15 protein-coding genes and 2 pseudogenes are annotated in these 17660 nt (G+C 36.3%); 14 read left to right on the top strand and 3 right to left on the bottom strand.

The window, feature by feature from the left end:
- Positions 1-2: 2 nt before the first annotated feature.
- The 5 genes from pepF to LLA01S_RS02210 all read left to right on the top strand — a co-directional run bounded on the left by pepF (position 3) and on the right by LLA01S_RS02210 (position 7113).
- Positions 3-1808 carry an oligoendopeptidase F gene (pepF, locus tag LLA01S_RS02230; RefSeq protein ID WP_021165608.1) on the top strand — a complete coding sequence of 602 codons (1806 nt, stop codon included), beginning with the start codon at positions 3-5 and terminating at the stop codon, positions 1806-1808.
- A gap of 2 nt (positions 1809-1810) precedes the next feature.
- Entirely contained in the window at positions 1811-2494 is a 684-nt protein-coding gene (locus LLA01S_RS02225; protein ID WP_011676723.1) for an O-methyltransferase, read from the top strand.
- A gap of 155 nt (positions 2495-2649) precedes the next feature.
- Entirely contained in the window at positions 2650-3573 is a 924-nt protein-coding gene (locus LLA01S_RS02220; protein ID WP_061777779.1) for a peptidylprolyl isomerase PrsA, read from the top strand.
- Positions 3574-3834: 261 nt separating this feature from the next.
- Positions 3835-6453 (top strand): alanine--tRNA ligase, encoded by a 2619-nt coding sequence (alaS, locus tag LLA01S_RS02215; protein ID WP_011676721.1) that lies wholly within the window; start codon positions 3835-3837, stop codon positions 6451-6453.
- 96 nt (positions 6454-6549) lie between these two features.
- Positions 6550-7113, top strand: a complete 564-nt coding sequence (locus LLA01S_RS02210; protein ID WP_061777778.1) for a GDSL-type esterase/lipase family protein — start codon at positions 6550-6552, stop codon at positions 7111-7113.
- Here the strand turns inward: LLA01S_RS02210 and LLA01S_RS02205 are convergent.
- Positions 7103-7714, bottom strand: coding sequence for a nitroreductase family protein (locus tag LLA01S_RS02205; protein ID WP_021165605.1), 612 nt, complete (start codon positions 7712-7714; stop codon positions 7103-7105). The two genes, LLA01S_RS02210 and LLA01S_RS02205, sit on opposite strands and share 11 nt — an antisense overlap.
- 101 nt (positions 7715-7815) lie before the next feature.
- Between LLA01S_RS02205 and LLA01S_RS02200 the strand changes: the two genes are divergently transcribed.
- The 9 genes from LLA01S_RS02200 (at position 7816) to phoU (ending at position 15612) form a co-directional block, all read left to right on the top strand.
- Positions 7816-8118: a winged helix-turn-helix transcriptional regulator gene (locus tag LLA01S_RS02200; protein ID WP_011676718.1), complete on the top strand. Its 303-nt coding sequence runs from the start codon at positions 7816-7818 to the stop codon at positions 8116-8118.
- Positions 8119-8182: 64 nt separating this feature from the next.
- Entirely contained in the window at positions 8183-8650 is a 468-nt protein-coding gene (gene smpB / locus LLA01S_RS02195) for an SsrA-binding protein SmpB (RefSeq protein WP_011676717.1), read from the top strand.
- A 211-nt stretch (positions 8651-8861) separates the two neighbouring features.
- Positions 8862-9758 carry a phosphate ABC transporter substrate-binding protein gene (locus LLA01S_RS02190; protein WP_021213528.1) on the top strand — a complete coding sequence of 299 codons (897 nt, stop codon included), beginning with the start codon at positions 8862-8864 and terminating at the stop codon, positions 9756-9758.
- 339 nt (positions 9759-10097) lie between these two features.
- Positions 10098-10949: a phosphate ABC transporter substrate-binding protein PstS family protein gene (locus tag LLA01S_RS02185; RefSeq protein WP_021165602.1), complete on the top strand. Its 852-nt coding sequence runs from the start codon at positions 10098-10100 to the stop codon at positions 10947-10949.
- 139 nt (positions 10950-11088) lie between these two features.
- Entirely contained in the window at positions 11089-12012 is a 924-nt protein-coding gene (gene pstC, locus LLA01S_RS02180) for a phosphate ABC transporter permease subunit PstC (protein WP_061777777.1), read from the top strand.
- On the top strand, positions 12012-12905 hold the full coding sequence (gene pstA, locus LLA01S_RS02175; RefSeq protein WP_061777776.1) for a phosphate ABC transporter permease PstA: 894 nt from the start codon (positions 12012-12014) through the stop codon (positions 12903-12905). Before pstC ends, pstA begins: the two co-directional genes overlap by 1 nt.
- A gap of 32 nt (positions 12906-12937) precedes the next feature.
- Complete coding sequence (pstB, locus tag LLA01S_RS02170; protein ID WP_011676712.1) at positions 12938-13747, top strand: phosphate ABC transporter ATP-binding protein PstB; 810 nt, start codon at positions 12938-12940, stop codon at positions 13745-13747.
- A 207-nt stretch (positions 13748-13954) separates the two neighbouring features.
- Complete coding sequence (gene pstB, locus LLA01S_RS02165) at positions 13955-14716, top strand: phosphate ABC transporter ATP-binding protein PstB (RefSeq protein ID WP_003130886.1); 762 nt, start codon at positions 13955-13957, stop codon at positions 14714-14716.
- A gap of 242 nt (positions 14717-14958) precedes the next feature.
- A complete protein-coding gene (phoU, locus tag LLA01S_RS02160; protein WP_061777775.1) occupies positions 14959-15612 on the top strand; it encodes a phosphate signaling complex protein PhoU in 654 nt (217 codons plus the stop codon).
- 81 nt (positions 15613-15693) lie between these two features.
- Here the strand turns inward: phoU and LLA01S_RS02155 are convergent.
- Both LLA01S_RS02155 and LLA01S_RS02150 read right to left on the bottom strand, forming a co-directional pair.
- Positions 15694-16275, bottom strand: a pseudogene (locus LLA01S_RS02155) (histidine phosphatase family protein).
- Positions 16276-16296: 21 nt separating this feature from the next.
- Positions 16297-17270, bottom strand: a pseudogene (locus tag LLA01S_RS02150) (S66 family peptidase).
- Positions 17271-17660: the final 390 nt, after the last annotated feature.

The raw sequence follows: 17660 nt of genomic DNA, 5'->3' as shown, positions 1-17660 counted from the left end.
TTATGGTAAAAAATAGAAATGAAATCCCTGAAGCCTTGACTTGGGATTTGACAACAATTTTTTCAACAGATCAAAAATGGGAAACAGAATTAGAGAAGGTAAAAAAAGAGCTTTCGCTTGTTGAGACAAATGATAAAGGTCATTTACTTGATTCAGCAGAAACTTTACTGACAATTACTAAAAATATGCTATCAATTTCTCAAAAAGTTGAAAAGCTTTATGTTTATGCTTCAATGAAAAATGATCAAGATACAAGAGAAGCAAAGTATCAAGAATATCAATCAAAAGCAACGGCCCTCTATGTTAATTTTGGGGAAAGCTATGCCTTTTATGAACCTGAGTTTTTAAAAATTACAAAAGAAACCTACGAACAATGGTTAGAAATCCTTCAGGAATTGAAAAATTACGATCACATGTTTGAACGTTTATTTGCTAAAAAAGAACATATCCTTAGTCAAAAAGAAGAAAAAATATTGGCGGCAGCGGGTGAAATCTTTGAAAGTCCTTCGGAGACTTTTGAAATTTTCGATAATGCAGATGTTAAATTTCCTTTTGTTAAAAATGAATTGGGAGAAAAGATTCAGTTGACACATGGAAATTATAGCTCTCTTATGGAAAGTAAAAACAGGGAAGTAAGAAAAGCGGCTTATGAAGCACTTTACAGCAATTATGAACAATATCAGCATACCTATGCAAAAACTTTGCAGACCAATGTAAAAGTTCATAATTTCAATGCCCAAATACGCGCATATGATTCAGCACGTCAGGCAGCTTTGATGAGTAATTTTGTTCCAGAAAAAGTTTATGACGTCTTGATAGAAGGCATTCATCAACACTTACCACTTTTACATCGCTATATTGAATTACGTAAAAAAATCTTAGGAATTTCTGATTTCAAGATGTATGATATCTATACTCCATTATCTAATTTAGATTATAAATTCAATTACACTGAAGGAGTTAAGAAAGCGCAAGAAGTGCTTGCAATTTTTGGTGAAGAGTATAGTCAGAAAGTTAAAGCGGCTTTTGATGAACGTTGGATTGATGTTGAAGAAAATGTCGGGAAACGGTCAGGGGCATACTCAGGTGGTTCTTATGATACCAAGGCATTCATGTTACTCAATTGGCAAGGGACATTGGACGATCTTTTTACATTGGTTCATGAGATGGGGCATTCTATTCACAGCACTTTTACGAGGGAAAATCAACCTTATGTTTATGGAGATTACCCAATCTTCTTAGCAGAGATTGCTTCAACTACCAATGAAAATATTTTAACTGAGACTTTGCTCAAAGAAAGCAATGATGAAAAGGAACGTTTTGCTCTTTTGAACCATTGGTTAGATAGTTTTCGAGGAACCGTATTTCGTCAAAGTCAATTTGCTGAATTTGAACAAAAAATTCACGAAGTCGATGCTGAAGGTGAAGTATTGACGAGCGAATTTTTGAATTCTCTTTATGGCGAACTTAATGAAAAATATTATGGCTTATCTGCCAAAGAAAATCCTGAAATTCAGTTTGAATGGGCAAGAATTCCGCATTTCTATTATAATTTTTACGTTTTTCAATACGCAACAGGCTTTGCCGCAGCCTCATTTCTAGCTGAAAAAGTGGTGCATGGTTCGGCTACTGACCGCCAAAATTATCTTGATTATTTAAAAGCTGGTTCATCAGCCTATCCACTAGACGTGATTGCAAAAGCTGGAGTTAATATGGAATCTACAGATTACTTAGAGTCTGCTTTTAAGCTTTTTGAAAAACGTTTGAATGAATTAGAAAAATTAGTTGAAAAAGGAGTCCATCTTTAAAAATGGTTGAAACATATAAGAGCACAAGTAACCCCATGATGAATCGACCAGTTGTCAAAGCTGAGTTAGTCGAATGGATGCGTTCAAGTCAAACACAAGTGACTGGAGAACTTGCAGAAGTCCTAAACTTTGCTAAAGAAAATAACATTCCTATTATTCCACATGAAACAGTTCTCTATTTTCAAATGCTATTGAGTCTGCTCAAGCCTAAAAGAATTCTGGAAATTGGTACAGCTATTGGTTTTTCAGCCTTAGTAATGGCACAAGAAGTTCCAGAAGCTGAGATTGTGACCATCGATCGTAATCCTGAAATGATTGAGCTAGCCAAGAAAAATTTAACTAAATACGATCACCGCAATCAAATTCAGCTTAAAGAAGGAGATGCTGCAGATGTTTTGCAAGAATTAAAAGGTCCATTTGATCTTGTTTTCATGGATTCAGCCAAGTCGAAATATGTTGAATTCTTACCTAAATCACTTGAATTGCTTTCAGAAAATGGCCTTATCCTAATGGATGATGTTTTTCAAGCTGGTGAAATATTGTTGCCAATCATGGAAGTTAAAAGAAATCAACGAGCTTTGGAACGAGGCTTAAGAAAACTTTTTGATGAAGTTTTTGATAATCCTAAATATATGACCAGCGTTCTTCCGCTAGGTGATGGATTATTAATGATAAAAAAAGCATAAAAATTGCTGATATAAGTCTCAGTAATTTTAGAAAGTTTTTTTGCATAAATAAAGCTTTCTTTAATTTTTTATGATATAATTACAACAACTTAAAAATAAAAGTGTGTTTTTAGTACAAAAAGCTACAAACAACGAATGATGCGAAGGAGAATATCTTGAAATTCAAAAAACTCGGATTAGTTATGGCTACAGTCTTTGCCGGAGCCGCATTGGTAACCTTGTCTGGTTGCTCAAGCAGTGATTCAGCAAGCAAGGATATCATCACAATGAAAGGTGATACCATTCGCGTTTCTGATTTATACAAGGAAGCTAAACAATTCCCGTCACAACCGACAAATACTTTGCTTCAAAATTTAACCTTTGATAAAATTTTTACTAAAGATTTTGGAAAAGAAGTTACTGATAAAGATGTCAACAAAAAAGTTAAATCTCTCAAAGATCAGTATGGAAGCCAATTTGCCTCAGCTTTGCAACAACAAGGTTTGACAGAAGCAAGTTTCACACCATACATGCGTACACAAATGCTTGAGCAAGCAGCAATTGACCACGAAATCGAAGCAACGCAATATACCGATGCCAATCTCAAAAAAGCTTGGGAATCTTATCATCCAGATGTAACAGCTTATGTTGTTTCTGAAACTTCAAAAGATGCAGCGACTAAAGCTTTAGCTGCTAAAAAAGATGATGCTGGTAAAGCAAGCTTTGAGAAAACAAATGCTGCAAGTAAAGTCACTTTTAATTCAACATCAACAACTGTGCCAACTGAGGTTCAAACTGCAGCATTTAAGTTGAAAAATGGTGAATTTTCAAGCGTAATTGAATATACTAGTGCATCAACTGGGGCTACTTCTTACTACATTGTTGAGATGGTTAAATCTTCTGAAAAAGGTAGTGACATGAACAAGTATAAAAAAGAACTTAAAAATGTCATTAAAGCTGAAAAAGAACAAGATACAACCTTTGTCAGCGGAGTTATTGCTAAGTACCTTAAAAAGAATAATGTCACTGTGAAAGAATCTGCTTTTGCATCAATCTTCTCACAATTCACTCAAACATCAAGTACATCTTCATCTAAATAATTTAATAAAAATCAACTTTAAAGAGAGCTCAAAATGGTGAGAATGAGCAAGTTGATAAAAGTGCTTACAGCAGAGAGAACTGCTCTAACAACCAAAGTAAGATGATAGAAATTCTATCGTGAATAAGGGTGGTACCGCGGTATAACTGTATGCGCCCCTTTGTTTACGGTAGAATTTTATTATTTTATTGTGAAAACATTAACAAAGTATACAAGATAAGTTTATTGCTAAGCTATAAACTTTTTATAAAAGGAGAAAATAATGAAAACTATGACTTCCGCAGAAGTTCGCCAAATGTTCCTCGACTTTTTCAAATCAAAAGGTCATACTGTTGAACCTTCGCAAAGTCTTGTTCCTGTGAATGACCCAACTTTGCTTTGGATTAATTCAGGAGTAGCAACACTAAAAAAATATTTTGATGGTTCAGTCGTTCCTGAAAATCCAAGATTGACTAATGCTCAAAAAGCGATTCGGACAAATGATATTGAAAATGTCGGAAAAACTGCCCGTCATCACACCATGTTTGAAATGCTTGGAAATTTTTCAATTGGTGATTATTTCCGTAATGAAGCGATTGCTTTTGCTTGGGAATTATTGACAAGTTCTGAATGGTTTGAGTTTCCAGCAGAAAAACTTTATATCACTTATTATCCAGCTGATAAAGATACCTATAATCGCTGGGTTGAAGTTGGAGTTGATCCAACACATCTTGTCCCAATTGAAGATAATTTCTGGGAAATTGGTGCTGGTCCTTCAGGTCCAGATACAGAAATATTCTTTGACCGTGGGGAGATTTACGACCCAGAACATGTTGGTTTGAAATTATTGGCTGAAGATATTGAAAATGACCGTTATATCGAGATTTGGAATATTGTTTTGTCACAATTTAATGCGAATCCAGCGATTCCACGTTCGGAATATCCTGAATTACCACAGAAAAATATTGATACGGGAATGGGGCTTGAACGGATGGTCTGCATTATTCAAGGTGGTAAAACAAACTTTGATACAGACCTATTCTTGCCAATTATTCGCGAAATTGAGAAACTCTCTGGAATAACTTACAGTCCAGACAGTGAAAATATGAGTTTCAAAGTGATTGCTGACCATATTCGCTCACTTTCATTTGCTATTGGGGATGGTGCTTTGCCAGGAAATGAAGGGCGTGGTTATGTTTTGCGTCGTTTACTTCGTCGCGCGGTTATGCACGGTAAAAAATTGGGAATTCAAGGTAAATTTTTAGCTTCACTCGTGCCAACTGTTGGTAAAATCATGCAATCTTATTATCCAGAAGTTCTCGAAAAAGAAGATTTCATCATGCAAATTATTGACCGTGAAGAAGAAACTTTCAATCGGACGATTGATGCAGGTCAAAAATTGATTGATGAGCTTTTGGTAAATCTTAAGGCTGAAGGTAAAGATAGAATTGAAGGGGCTGATATTTTCCGCCTCTACGATACATATGGATTCCCTGTCGAATTAACCGAAGAATTGGCAGAAGATGAAGGATTCAAAATTGACCATGAAGGATTCAAAGTAGCTATGAAAGCTCAACAAGACCGTGCGCGTGCGGCTGTGGTTAAGGGTGGTTCAATGGGTGCTCAAAATGAAACTTTGTCTTCTATCGAAGTGGACTCAAAATTCCTTTATGAAGATAAAAAATCCCAAGCAAAATTACTCGTGGCTATAAAAGATGATGAGCTTGTTGATGAAGTTACTGGCAAAGCTCAATTAGTATTTGATGTGACGCCTTTCTATGCTGAAATGGGTGGTCAAGTGGCTGACCATGGAGTCATTAAAAATGCTGATGGTCAAGAGGTGGCAACTGTATTAGATGTTCAACATGCACCACATGGACAAAATCTTCATTCTGTGGAAACTACCTCACCACTTAAAGTTGGGGAAACTTATACTTTAGAAATTGATGAAGAACGTCGTTCTGCTGTTGTGAAAAACCATACAGCGACTCACTTACTTCATGCTGCTTTGCATAATATTGTTGGGAATCATGCACTACAAGCTGGTTCACTTAATGAAGTGGAATTCTTGCGCTTTGACTTCACTCACTTTGCTCAAGTAACCAAAGAAGAGTTGGCTGAAATTGAGCGTCAAGTTAATGAAGTGATTTGGCAATCATTGAAAGTTGAAACGATTGAAACCGATATTGCCACAGCAAAAGAAATGGGTGCAATGGCTCTTTTCGGTGAAAAATATGGTAAAAATGTTCGTGTTGTAAAAATTGGAGATTATTCAATCGAACTTTGTGGAGGAACACATACGCAAACAACTTCTCAAATTGGTCTTTTCAAGATTATTAAAGAAGAAGGAATTGGTTCTGGTGTGCGCCGGATTATTGCTGTGACAGGTCAAAAAGCTTATGAAGCTTTCAAAGATGCTGAAAATACTTTGAGCGAAGTGGCTGGATTGGTTAAAGCACCACAAGCTTCACAAATCGTCGCAAAAGTTTCTAACTTACAAGATGAACTTAAAGCAGCTCAAAAAGAAAATGATGCTTTAGCTGGTAAACTTGCAGCGAGCCAATCAGATGAAATCTTCAAAAATGTACAAAGAGCTGGTTCTGTAAGCTTTATTGCGAGTCAAGTCACTGTTCCAGATGCCAATGGCTTACGTAATTTGGCAGATATTTGGAAACAAAAAGAATTGTCAGATGTCCTCGTTTTAGTCGCTACAATTGGTGAAAAAGTAAGTCTTTTAGTGGCTTCTAAATCGTCAGATGTAAAAGCGGGTAATTTAGTTAAAGAATTAGCACCATTTGTTGATGGTCGTGGTGGTGGAAAACCAGATATGGCTATGGCCGGTGGTTCAAATGCAGCAGGAATTCCTGAACTTTTGACAGCTGTTGCTGAAAAATTAGGATAAGACAAGAATATCGTAGATCATCTACGATATTTTTTCTTTTTTGGTCAGCAAGTATTTGTGATAAAATGAGAAAAATACTTGAAAGAGAAGTCTAAAATGAAGATAGCGATTTTTGGGGATTCTATCACAAATGGATTTGGTATGGACGAAGGAGGATCATCAAATATTCTGGCAAGATTAATTGAGAAAAAAGAGCCAGATGTTAAAGTTTTGCTTCATGGAATCAATGGAGATGATACTTACGGAGGACTTCTTCGACTAAAATATGTTGTTGAGGAAAAAGCTGATTTAAATTTCATTTTCTTTGGGGCAAATGATGCTTCACCTTATCATTTGATTCGGACAAAAGAATTTCAGGATAATTTAGAGCAAATGATTGCACAACTGGATGCAAAAAGAACAGTTCTAATTACTCCTCCGTTTTATAATGATGACGAACCGACGCATTATAGTCGGCTGTCTGAGGTTGAACTTTTTAGACAGGCAACAATTGATTTGGCAAAAGAAAAATCGCTCAAGTTGATTGATATTTACCAGGTCATGTTGGAACAAGAAAACCCAAAAGCCTTGTTAAGAGTTGATGGTTTACATTTTACTTTAGAAGCTTACCAGCTTTTGGTTGAGAAAATTTTGGCTGCGATAAAAAATTTTATTCAATAATTTCTACAAAATCATTGGTAGGGTAACGCCGATGGGGATAACCTGCTTTTAAGGGTTTACCAAGAGGTAGCATTAGGATAGGTTCAAGATTTTGAGGAATATTTAAAAATTCCATTATTTTTTGGAAATCAGTACCGCGCATAGGATTAGACTCGTAGCCAAATTCTCTGATTGTATGCATCAGATTCATGGCAAAAAGTCCGTTATCAAATCTGAGCCCTTCGTTACAGATATCCTCGGGATGAAGTTTTAGATAAGTATGTACTCGACTAGTTTTTTCTGTCAGCTGATTTTCTGAAATGATGTGATTTTCTAAATTGAATTTCATAATTTTTTGAATATCGTAGTTACTTTTGTCGCCAAAAATTAGAAATACTGCGGAGGCATCGGCAATTTGTTGTTGCTTGAAAGAAATATTTTTCAAGATTTCTTGTTTTTCCTTATTTTTGACAACGAAGACTTTCCAAGGTTGGAAATTATTTCCTGAAGGGGCATTAGCCGCATGGCTAAGAATATCCATAATTTCTTGGTTGCTGATTTGTGCTGTGGGATCAAAAGTTCTGACGGATTTGCGTCCATCTAAAAAGTCTAATTGTGTCATTCTTGTTCTCCTTGATTTATTGATGGAGTTATTATAATATAATAGAATATAAAAAGATAGTACGCACTTTTTTGTTACTGTAAAAATGTTAAGGAGCACAAATGGATCAAGAATGTGGTGTGAGTAAAGTCATGGATATTTTTGGGGGAAAATGGAAATTAAAAATTCTTTGGATAATATGTAATCATGAGGGGATTCGTTTTAATCAATTGCGAAGAGAAGTTAACGGAATTACTAATGTGATGTTGACGAGGTCTTTAGAGCTTTTGATGGAACACGATTTGGTTATCCGCAAAGATTTTCAGACCATTCCACCACATGTTGAATATTATTTGACCAAAAAAGGAGAAGATTTAGTACCTTTTATGCAGCAACTAGATCTTTGGGGGCGAGAAAATCTGTAATTGCCTAACATTTTTGTGGTCTTATGGTAAAATTAAATTAAGAGATTCTTGGGGAATGATAAATATGGTAAAAAATACAGAAGATAAGCCGCTAGCTCAGAATAAAAAAGCACGGCATGATTATGAAATTTATGAGACTTTTGAGGCGGGAATTGTGCTGACAGGAACGGAGATTAAGTCGGTTCGGCAGGCAAAAATTCAACTCAAAGATGGGTTTGCCAGAGTTCGCAATGGCGAAGTTTGGCTATCAAATGTTCATATTGCGCCATTTGAGCAAGGAAATATTTTTAATGTTGAGGAGCTGCGCACGAGAAAATTATTGCTCAATAAAAAAGAAATTGCTAAGATTGATAAAGAATTATCAGGAACAGGAATTACTTTTATTCCTTTAAAAGTTTATTTGAAAAATGGCTTTGCCAAAGTGCTGATGGGACTTGCTCGAGGTAAAAAAGATTATGATAAGCGAGAAAGCCTTAAACGCAAAGAGCAAAATCGCGATATTGCAAGACAGCTTAAAGCTTACAATCGTTAACGATGATTAAAAATACTGACAGAGCGACTGTCAGTATTTTTTTACTAGTTTTCAGTAATTATAAAAAAGAATTCTAAAGAAAAAAGTATTTACGTTCCATTTACCTTGTATTTACTAAGTGTTTACAAGCGATTCGGTCTTTCGATGATAAAATAGTTTTGTAAGCAAAAAGCTTAACAACTTATTTAGAAATTAATTGGAGAAACTTCTCATGAAAAAGAAAATTCTTGTTGGTCTCATTACTGCTGGTGCATTGTTGACTTTGGCGGCCTGTGGTTCATCAAATGGTTCATCATCTAGCAGCTCTAGTTCTTCTGACAAAGCTTTGTCAGGAAAAATTATCGCTGGAGGTTCAACAGCTCTTCAACCATTAGCACAACAATCGTCAACAGAATTTATGGCTAAAAATTCTTCTGTTCAAGTAACTGTGCAAGGTGGTGGGTCTGGTGTCGGCTTGACCCAAGTGGCTGCTGGTTCTTTCCAAATTGGGAACTCTGACATTTTTGCTGAGGAAAAATCCGGAATTGATGCTTCAGCAATTACTGATCACAAAGTAGCAGTTGTTGGTTTTGCCCCAATTATTAACGCTAAAACTGATGTGAAAAATTTAACTTCACAACAATTGCAAGACGTCTTTACTGGTAAAGTGACAAACTGGAAAGAAGTGGGTGGTTTAGATCAAAAGATTACTGTTATCGGTCGAACTGAAGGTTCTGGAACACGCGTGAATTTCGATAAGTTTGCACTGGGTGGTGCAACAGAAGTTAAAGGACCAACACAAGATGCGTCTGGTTCAGTTGTTCAAATGGTAGGTCAAACACCAGGAGCCATCTCATATGTTGCACTTTCTTATGTTGATACAAGTAAAGACATCAAAGATATTTCGATTGATGGTGTTGAGCCAACTGAAGCAAATGTTGTAACTAATGACTATAAAGTTTGGTCTTACGAACATATGTACACGAATACTAAAAAAGAAACAGCGGCGGATAAAGCCTTCATCAAATATGTTTCTGAAAACAACAAAGACATTAAAAAATTAGGATATATTCCAATCAGCGACATGAAAGTTGAACGTGATGCTGACGGAAATATTACTAAAAAATAAGACGAAGGCTGATTCAATTTCGACAGAAATCAGTTTGTCAGTAAAATAATTATGTATAAGAAGTAGTGGTTAATCACATCATTCAAAGCAATAAAAATTTTCTTCTTCATAAATTAAAATTTTATGCTCAGCTACTTTTTTATAAAATCAATGTTCAGTGAATTTAAACAGGGTTTACTGAGCATTGGACTTTAAATATATCTTCATATTCTTTCCCTAAAGACAGGAAGCTGCTCATTCTCTAAGAATTGAGCATTTTCCCGTATTATTTACAAAACATTTACATAAGAACGCTGTCATCAAGCGACCTTTGAGGGGGCATTATGTTATAATTAAGCTATGAAGAAGAAAATTTTTATTGCTTTGATGGCCAGTGTAAGTTTATTTGCATTGGCAGCTTGTGGTTCTGGAAATAAACAGGTCACAGCTGGTGGCTCAACTGCTTTGCAGCCAATGGTTGAACATGCTTCTATGTCATATATGAAGCAAAATCCTGATGAAATTATCATGGTTCAAGGGGGCGGTTCTGGTGTTGGTTTAGCTCAAGTTGCTGCTGGTTCTTTTCAAATTGGTAATTCTGATATTTTTGCCGAAGAAAAGTCAGGAATAGCGGTTGATAAAATTATTGACCATAAAGTTGCTGTTATTGGTTTTGCACCAATTATCAACAAAAAGTTAAAAGTAAAAAACTTGTCTCAACAAGAACTGATTGATATTTTCACTGGGAAAATCACTAATTGGAAAGAAGTTGGGGGCCAAGATCAAAAAATTACAGTTATTGGTCGAACTGCTGGTTCAGGAACGCGTGTGAATTTTGATAAATATGCGTTGAATGGCGCAACAGAAGTGAATGGTCCAACTCAAGATGCTTCAGGTTCTGTTGTTCAATTAGTAGGGCAAACGCCAGGGGCTATTTCTTATGTTGCTTTTAGTTACACTGATAAACCGGGAGTAAAAGCAGTCAATGTTGACGGTGTCGCTCCGACTTATGACAATGTGAAGACTAATGCATGGAAAATCTGGTCATACGAGCACATGTACACCAATAAATCTCGTAAAAATACGATTGAAAATAAATTTATCGAATACGTTCAAAATGATAAAAAAACACTTGAGCAATTAGGCTATATCCGTGTCTCTGAAATGAAAGTTGACCGAGACGCAAAAGGAAATATTGAAAAAATCAAGTAATCCCCTTTAAATTTTGTGATAAAAGTAAATTAGAACTGACAATAGTCAGCTTTAATATACTTTAAAAATAAAGTTTTAAGTGAAAAAAATTCTGCATTATCAAATAAAATATAAATCAACAAAAAATAGTTAGGTCCTTATGGAAAATTCAAAAATCAAAGAAAAATTGCTTTCAAGCAATAAAAATTCAAGGCTTGAAAAATTTGGTAAGAGTTTGACGTTCTTATGTATTGCCCTCATTGTCTTCGTTGTAGGCGCAATCCTCGTCTTTGTTGCTCAAAAAGGTCTATCAACTTTTTATTCAGATGGCGTAAATCCTTTCCGTTTCCTCTTTGGAACCAACTGGTCACCAGGTAATCTTGGGCCAGATGGTAAGCCTGCAGTTGGGGCTTTACCAATGTTTGCGGGTTCATTGATTGTTACGGTACTCTCTGCACTTGTTGCCACACCTTTTGCGATTGGTGCAGGAATTTACATGACAGAAATCTCACCAAAATATGGTAAAAAAATCTTGCAACCTGTCATTGAACTCCTTGTAGGGATTCCGTCAGTAGTTTATGGTTTCATTGGTTTGACCGTTGTCGTGCCTGCCATTCGTAACGTTTTTGGCGGAACAGGTTTGGGACTTTTGTCAGGTGTGTTTGTGCTCTTTGTCATGATTTTGCCAACTGTGACTTCGATGACTGTGGACGCCATGAAAGCTGTCCCTTCTTATTATAAAGAAGCATCACTCGGACTTGGTGCCACTCGCTGGCAAACGATTTGGCGTGTTCTCTTACGTGCGGCTACACCAGGAATTTTGACTGCGGTTATCTTTGAAATGGCGCGTGCCTTTGGTGAAGCTTTGGCTATTCAAATGGTCGTTGGTAATGCGGTCATGATGCCAAAAGATTTGATTTCACCAGCTTCAACCTTGACATCAATCTTGACTTCAGGAATTCCTAATGCAACACCTGGTATTCAATTGAATGCACTTTGGTCGCTTGCCTTACTCCTTTTGATTATGTCACTCTTTTTCAACCTCGCAATGCGTGCTATTGCTAAGAAAGGAAGTCTTAAATAATGAACGCTAAACGCTCTGACAAGATTGCCACTGGTGTCCTTTACGTCCTTTCTGGCATCATTGTGCTTATCCTCGCTTTTTTACTGGCATATATTTTAGTTAAAGGTTTGCCAGTTATCTTTAAAGACCCTAAATTTATCATCACCGCGTCAAATCCGTTGACAGGTGGTGGGATTGCAGTTCAACTATTTAACTCTGTTTATCTATTGATTGTAACGCTGATTATCTCTGTTCCCCTATCGCTAGGTGCTGGGATTTATCTGTCTGAGTATGCAAATCGGAAACATTGGTTAACTGGTGTTGTTCGCTCAGCGATTGAAGTATTGTCTTCACTTCCTTCAATCGTTGTTGGGCTTTTCGGGATGTTAATTTTCGTTTTACAATTTGGTCTTGGCTTCTCAGTTTTATCAGGTGCCTTGGCGTTGACCGTTTTCAACTTACCGTTGATGACCCGTAATGTTGAAGAATCACTTCGAGCAATTCCAACTTCACAACGTGAAGGCGGTTTGGCACTCGGAATGTCTCGCTGGGAAACAGCAACACAAGTTATTTTACCAGCGGCAGTTCCTGGAATTATCACAGGGGTGATTCTTTCATCAGGACGTGTCTTTGGTGAGGCAGCGGCTTTGATTTATACTGCTGGACAAACAAACTTGCCGATTAACTGGGCAAACTGGAATCCGATGAGTTTGACTTCACCGCTGTCACTTTTCAGACCAGCTGAAACCTTGGCTGTTCATATCTGGGCACTTAATACTGAGGGAACAATTTCAACGGCGCAACAAATTTCTGCAGGAGCCTCAGCGGTATTGATTATCTTTGTCCTCCTCTTTAACCTGGGTGCTCGTTTCATTGGGAATCGAATTCACAAGAAATTAACCTCTTCAAATTAAGAAAACTTATAAGTTTAACAGAAAGAATAATTATGGCAACAACATATGACTGGACTCAGCGCAAAATTATGGTGCCTGAGAAAGAAGAAATAGCATTATCAACCAATGATTTGCGTGTTTTCTATAATGGAACAAAAGAAGCAATTCATGGTGTGACAATGTCATTTCCCAAAAATGAAATAACTGCACTTATTGGCCCTTCTGGTTCTGGTAAATCGACTTATCTGCGTGCATTAAATCGAATGAATGATACGATTGATGGAGCGCGCGTAACTGGTGAAATCAATTATGAAGGGGTCAATATTAACGACAACAAAGTAAATGTCTTTGAAGTTCGTAAGCAAATTGGGATGGTTTTTCAAAGACCCAACCCATTTCCTAAATCAATTTATGAAAATATTGCCTTCATTCATCGCCGCGACGGTGTGAGAGATAAGAAAAAATTGGACGAGATTGTTGAAACCTCACTGAAGCAAGCTGCTTTGTGGGAGCAAGTCAAAGATAATCTTAATCAATCGGCTTTGGCTATGTCTGGCGGACAAGCGCAGCGTTTGTGTATTGCACGTGCCTTGTCAGTAAAACCAGAAATTATCTTGATGGATGAACCGGCTTCTGCCCTTGACCCAATTTCAACCATGCAAATTGAAGAAACGATGATGGAACTTAAAGAAAATTATACGATCATTATCGTGACTCACAATATGGCTCAAGCTTCTCGAGCTTCTGATAATACAGCATTTTTCTACTCTGGAGATTTGATTGAGTATGATAAGACAAGCACTATTTTCACTCAGCCTAGTTTACAATCAACAGAGGACTATGTTTCTGGTCACTTTGGTTAAGAAATAAAAACATCACACATTTATTCAATTTTGTTGTCAAAATTTGATAAAAATTACTGACAAAGCTACAAAGTTGCTAAAATATTTTCTGTCAGTAAAACATACTGATAGAAAGTCAAAAATTTTTTGTCATAGGACAGTCATTTGTACTTTGGTACATTACGAATGTGCTGGTAGTTCTATCAGTAACTTATAAAAAGGTAAGATATGGAAAAAGAAGCAGTTTTAACCGTCAGCGACTTGTCGCTTTATTACAGCAAGAAAAAAGCGTTGAATACGATAAATATGACATTCTACAAGAATGAAATTACAGCGCTCATTGGTCCGTCTGGATGTGGAAAATCAACACTATTGCGCTCAATCAATCGTATGAATGATTTGATTCCAACAGTGACTATCACTGGAGCGATTGATTACAAAGGTAAAAATATTTATAGTCCAAAAGTTGATACCGTTGATTTACGAAAAGAAATCGGTATGGTTTTCCAACAACCGAATCCCTTCCCATTTTCAATTTATGAAAATGTGGTTTATGGACTGCGCTTAAAAGGTGTCAAAGATAAAGCACTTCTTGATGAAGTTGTGGAAAACTCACTTAAAGCAGCAAATATTTGGGATGAAGTGAAGGATATTTTGCACAGTTCAGCTCTTGGACTTTCAGGGGGACAACAACAACGGGTTTGTATCGCTCGTGTCCTTGCGGTCAATCCAGAAATTATCTTAATGGATGAACCAACATCAGCCCTTGACCCAATTTCAGCGGCTCGTGTCGAAGAAACCATGCTTGAACTTAAAAAAGATTATACAATCGCTATCGTGACGCATAGTATGCAACAAGCATCACGTATTTCAGATCGTACCGCTTTTATGTTAGACGGGAATCTGATTGAGTATAATGATACAAAAAGTATTTTCTTGAATCCAGAAAAACAAGAAACATCTGATTATATTTCTGGTAAATTTGGATAAATTTCATTGCTAGCACTTTGGTGCTAAAAATATCAATGGCCGTAAAACGCTAAAGCGTCAACGGTCAAACAGGAAAGGGAAAAGCGATGCTTTTCTAATCTCCAACCTGAAAGCTCCCTTTTCAGTCGCTTTCAGTTATGGCGTTCTTCCTAGATATTACATTAGCATTCATTAAAGCGGAATATCATCGATTTAATGAATGTCTCATAATAACATTACTATAAAAACAAAGAGGGGTAATTATGTTGCGTACACAATTTGAAGAAGACCTTAATAAACTTCACAATCAATTTTACTCAATGGGCACGCAAGTTTCTGCTCAATTGAATAAGGCCGTTCGTGCCTTTGTTAGCCATGATCGTGATTTGGCTGAACAAGTCATTGAAGGCGACCATGCCATTAATGACCAAGAAAAAAGTCTTGAAAACCAATCATTAGAAATGATTGCACTTCAACAACCTGTTTCTAGCGATTTGCGAACAATCATCACAGTCCTTAAAGCGTCATCTGACCTTGAGCGAATGGGTGACCACGTTGCATCTATCGCTAAGGCAACCATTTCACTTAAAGGTGAAGAACGAATTCATGTAATTGAAGAAGATATTAGCTTACTCGGTGAAAAAGTTAAATCTATCGTTGATGCTTCGCTCAATGCTTATATTCAAGGAAATGACAAACGTGCTCATGAAATTGCTGAACAACAATATGTCATCAAAAGCATGAGTCATGAAATTCAAGAAAAAATTCTTGACGGAATGAAAGAAAACTCTGAAACAGTAACAACAGGTAAAGAATACTTGTTGACATTGGTTTACTTGGAACGGATTACCGGTTACGCGGTCAATCTCTGTGAGTGGATTGTTTACTTGAATTCTGGAAATATTATTGAACTTTAAAATAAAAAGTTACTGACAAGAATTGCTGTCATAGGATAGTCGTTTGTACTTTAGTACATTACGAATATCCTAGCAGTTCTATCAGTAACTTTTTTTATTGTCATAATCAATTTCAATGACTTGGTGGGTCAGATAATTATTTTCAGCAAAGTCCATTTTGATGACATAGGGCATTTTGCCAGCTAAAGATTGAAAATCTTGAAACTGAAAGTCTGGTTGATAAAAATTTAAAATGGTAGAAAGAGAAGTGCCATGAGTTCCGATTGCAACTTTTTGATTTTTAGAAGTTGCTAAAATATGTTCAAGGGCTGAAATATTACGATTTTGAACTTCACGTAAGGATTCTCCATCAGCAAGTTTATAATCAAAATCTTTCCATTGTCGCTTTGCAAAAGGCCAAAAATCAGCTATTTCATGGCCAACATTTCTTTCTCTCAAATCAGAAATGAGTTAAATTTCAAGATTTTTAGAGTGAGCAAGAGGATTCACGGTACGAACAGAACGTTGAAATGGACTGGAAAAAATTTGCTCGATTGATACATTTGCAAAAGCATCAGCTAAGATTAGTGCGCGTTTTTCACCCTCAGCAGTCAGAGGAACATCCATATCGTCATAGGTTGCATTATCTCTAAGAGAATGTCGAATAAAATAAACTTCAGTCATGTGACTCTCCTTTTTGATGTTCTAACCTTCCAAAATTTCAATTTTTAAAGGTTGGGTTGAAATTTCCACTTGCCCTCCCAGAGGAAAAGTAAAAATCGGTTGAGTATGTCCAAAATCGACATCATAAACAACTGGAATTGTTTTTAAATGAGGGTATTTATCTAAAATAAAATGTAAAATTTCTTCAGTCATTCCCTCTTCTTTTGGAAAGCGACCAATAACCAAAGCAGAGATATCGGGATAAACTTGAAGAAAATGAGCTAATTCACGGTCCCAATCATAAAAATCTTCACCTTCAGCATTTTCTAAAAAAGCAATTTGTTGATTAGATTTGACCTGAGCACTAGTTCCTGTCACAAGCATCAGGGTATTGAGATTTCCGCCAATAATCTCCCCTGACGCTTTGCCATGGTTATATATTTTCCAGGCAGCAGGCAGGAGATGACGAGCTTGAGTGGGGTCGTACCAAGCATCACTCGTGTAGAAATCGCTGGCATTTAAAGAATAACTTGACTGACCAGCTACTGCATTTTGCCAAGAATTAGTTTGAAAGTCTTGCAATTCATCCATTAAAAAGGCGATGTAACCAGGACCATAGTAAGTGACTAAGCCAGTTTTAGCGAAAATTGCTTGATGAAGAACAGTGATATCAGAAAAGCCACAGAAAATTTTAGGACTATTTTTTACAATGTTCCAATCGATATAAGGGAGAAGTTCATTAGAGTTAAAGCCACCAATGGACATAAAATGGCTTTGACATTAGGGTCTAAAAAAGCCGCATGGAAATCTGCAAGTCGTGAATTAATCGAACTTGATTCAAGCAAATCATTTTCTAAAATATGCTGACCAAAAGTAACCTGATAACCAAGTGCTTCAAGACGAGCTTTTGCTTTTAATTTGTCTTCAAATTTTCCGGTCCGAGTCAAAGAAGAACTAGGTGAAATCACGCGGATTTCATCGCCCTTTTGTAATTTTTTAGGAAATATTTTAGTCATTCATCAAAGCCCTCCGTCAGTAAATTGAACTAATTATAGCATTTACTGACAGCATTGTCATCAAAAATATTTAAAGATTTTAATTTAGGATTCTATTTTGAAAGTTACTGATGGAACTGCTAGTATATTCGTAATGTACTAAAGTACAAACGTCTATCCTATGACAGAAATTCTGTCAGTATTTCTTTATGTTCGACTAACTTTTGGAATATATGACAAAAGAAAAATAAATATATTTTTTTAAAGTCGGTAACTAAAGATACTATGTAAGAACTGACGATAATATAAGAAAATAAAAAACTAAGAAGATGTTATAATCCAAGGCTTTCCAGCAAAATAATCACTTTTGGCATATATTCCAAAATTTTTCACAGAATTTTCAGAGTGCTA

It is taken from the genome of Lactococcus cremoris subsp. cremoris NBRC 100676, from assembly GCF_001591705.1.
Taxonomy (GTDB): domain Bacteria; phylum Bacillota; class Bacilli; order Lactobacillales; family Streptococcaceae; genus Lactococcus; species Lactococcus cremoris.
This window is presented reverse-complemented; position numbering and strand designations above follow the sequence as displayed.

Excerpts from the sequence above, each read along its gene's own strand:
- LLA01S_RS02210 (WP_061777778.1), top strand. The coding sequence starts at position 6,550 with ATGAAGATAGCGATTTTTGGGGATTCTATCACAAATGGATTTGGTATG.
- pstB (WP_011676712.1), top strand. The coding sequence starts at position 12,938 with ATGGCAACAACATATGACTGGACTCAGCGCAAAATTATGGTGCCTGAG.
- LLA01S_RS02200 (WP_011676718.1), top strand. The coding sequence starts at position 7,816 with ATGGATCAAGAATGTGGTGTGAGTAAAGTCATGGATATTTTTGGGGGA.
- pepF (WP_021165608.1), top strand. The coding sequence starts at position 3 with ATGGTAAAAAATAGAAATGAAATCCCTGAAGCCTTGACTTGGGATTTG.
- pstA (WP_061777776.1), top strand. The coding sequence starts at position 12,012 with ATGAACGCTAAACGCTCTGACAAGATTGCCACTGGTGTCCTTTACGTC.
- phoU (WP_061777775.1), top strand. The coding sequence starts at position 14,959 with ATGTTGCGTACACAATTTGAAGAAGACCTTAATAAACTTCACAATCAA.
- LLA01S_RS02190 (WP_021213528.1), top strand. The coding sequence starts at position 8,862 with ATGAAAAAGAAAATTCTTGTTGGTCTCATTACTGCTGGTGCATTGTTG.
- LLA01S_RS02225 (WP_011676723.1), top strand. The coding sequence starts at position 1,811 with ATGGTTGAAACATATAAGAGCACAAGTAACCCCATGATGAATCGACCA.
- LLA01S_RS02185 (WP_021165602.1), top strand. The coding sequence starts at position 10,098 with ATGAAGAAGAAAATTTTTATTGCTTTGATGGCCAGTGTAAGTTTATTT.
- pstC (WP_061777777.1), top strand. The coding sequence starts at position 11,089 with ATGGAAAATTCAAAAATCAAAGAAAAATTGCTTTCAAGCAATAAAAAT.
- alaS (WP_011676721.1), top strand. The coding sequence starts at position 3,835 with ATGAAAACTATGACTTCCGCAGAAGTTCGCCAAATGTTCCTCGACTTT.
- LLA01S_RS02205 (WP_021165605.1), bottom strand. The coding sequence starts at position 7,714 with ATGACACAATTAGACTTTTTAGATGGACGCAAATCCGTCAGAACTTTT.
- smpB (WP_011676717.1), top strand. The coding sequence starts at position 8,183 with ATGGTAAAAAATACAGAAGATAAGCCGCTAGCTCAGAATAAAAAAGCA.
- pstB (WP_003130886.1), top strand. The coding sequence starts at position 13,955 with ATGGAAAAAGAAGCAGTTTTAACCGTCAGCGACTTGTCGCTTTATTAC.